Consider the following 1,807-nt stretch of genomic DNA (forward strand, 5'->3'; position numbering starts at 1 on the left):
GCGCCAGCGGCACCGAGGACGAGCGTTGCCATGGTCGGGTCTCAGGTTTGCGGAAACAGGAAGGCGAAGGCGATGCGCCGCCGCCAGGGTTGCGTGAGCGGTTCCTCGATCACGCCGAGCCGCTCATAGGCGTGGAGGAAGCTGTCGGGACCGGTCAGGATCCCGACATGCTTGGCGATGGCTCGGGGCTTCATCCGGAAGAGCACCAGCGCGCCGGGACCAGCCTCGGCGGGCGACACCTCGATCATCATCCGCCGCGCGCCGTCCGCCAGAACCTCGCGCGGGCCGGTCTCGCCCCAGTCGCGGCTGTAGGGCGGGATCGGGAATGGCTCTGGGCCGACGACCTCGCGCCAGATGCCCCGGGCCAGCCCGAGGCAGTCGCAACCGACGCCCCTAAGGCTGGCCTGGTCGTGGTACGGCGTGCCGAGCCAGGACCGCGCGATGGCGATGACGCGGGTGGGATCGGCGGAGGTCACAACACCGATCCCTCGTGCCCGCCATCCTTCGTGGCGTAGCGGAGAACTGCGTCCTGGCCCGGGATGTGCGGGAAGCCGCGGAAGTTGGCGGTGTTGGCGAACTTCGCGCCACAGGTCTTGATCCGCTTGTCGCAGCCCGCGCGGATGGTGAAACCGTCGCCCTCGGCGATCGCGCGCACCGGCGCCTCGAGGAGCGTCAGCACGGCAATGCCATCCGTCACGTCATGGCCCAGCACCTCGGTGCGCCGCCCCGCATTCGCGCCGCTCGTCCAATCCAGCGTGCCGAAGGTGAACCAGCCGGAGGCGAAGCCGCCGAGGCCCGAGGCGGTGAAGGCCCGGTCGCGCAGCAGATCGATCACCTCGCCCGTGCCCTTGAAGGCGGGGTCCTCCAGATCGACGCCGCAGCGCGCGTCGCCAAGCGCGGCATCGCAGGTCGCCTGAAAGGTCCGCCCGACTGTCTGGCCCAGCACATGGGCGAGCGAGCGGACCTCGGCGACGAAGCCCAGCCGCCCGCGCCGGATCTGGCCGATGGCCCCGCGGCGCATCAGCACGCGCTGGCTCGTGTCGGCCCAGTTCACCCGCCAGACCTCGACCTCGGCGTTGTCCCAGCGGCCGTCGAGGATGTCGGTCTCGGTGATCCGGTCGGAGGTCAGCACGCCCTCTGCATCCTGCGCATCGACCGACAGGTCTGAGCCGGAACGGACCTCGGACGCCGTCAGCCCGCTTTCCGGCTCGAAGTCGGTGCGATCGAAGGCGAGCGTCCGGTCGTGATCAGTGAAGCCGAAGCTAACGCCGTCGGCGCGCGCGATCCGCCAGCACCAGGCGAGCGTCGTCGTACCCTCGACGAGATGGGCCTGCAGGGCGGGAGCGAGGGTCTTCATCGGCGCAGTTCCAGCAGCGGAATGGAGGTGATCGAGCCGAGCCGCTCGAGGTCGAGCGTCACGTCGAGCACATCGGTGTCGAAGCGGACCGGCACGTCGAACTCGAAGCCCGCCGTGATCGCTACACCAGCGCCAGGCGCAGCGCTGAACGTGACGAGGCCGGTCGTGGTGTCGACGGACCAGCCGGAGGGCTGCTCGACCCCAGCGAGCGCGATGCGCACGGTTCCGGTCACCGGCTTGGCGATGGCCCGCGTCCAGGATTGCGCACCGGAGGCGTAGCGCTTCACCAGCTGGAAGGCGGTCGTCGCGCCGTCGCCGGTGCCGATCGACTGATCGGTGGGCGACGGCGTGCCCGAAGGCAGGCAGGACTTGTGGTCGCCCCAGTCCTTGAAGCGGAAACCGTGCAGGCGACCGTTTCGCGCCTCGAAGAAGGCGACGACCGCCGCCAGA

3 protein-coding genes are annotated in these 1,807 nt (G+C 70.1%); all 3 read right to left on the reverse strand.

Annotated features, from left to right (window positions below; genetic code table 11):
- Positions 1-41: 41 nt before the first annotated feature.
- Positions 42-476: an NlpC/P60 family protein gene (locus E3D03_RS20605; RefSeq protein WP_263568505.1), complete on the reverse strand. Its 435-nt coding sequence runs from the start codon at positions 474-476 to the stop codon at positions 42-44.
- Complete coding sequence (locus E3D03_RS20610; RefSeq protein WP_263568506.1) at positions 473-1,357, reverse strand: DUF2163 domain-containing protein; 885 nt, start codon at positions 1,355-1,357, stop codon at positions 473-475. Before E3D03_RS20610 ends, E3D03_RS20605 begins: the two co-directional genes overlap by 4 nt.
- A partial coding sequence (locus E3D03_RS20615) for a DUF2460 domain-containing protein (protein WP_263568507.1) occupies positions 1,354-1,807 on the reverse strand: 454 nt, incomplete at its 5' end. The genes E3D03_RS20615 and E3D03_RS20610, both read right to left, overlap by 4 nt.

It is taken from the genome of Paracoccus sp. DMF, assembly GCF_004407025.1.
Classification (GTDB): Bacteria; Pseudomonadota; Alphaproteobacteria; order Rhodobacterales; family Rhodobacteraceae; genus Paracoccus; species Paracoccus aminovorans_B.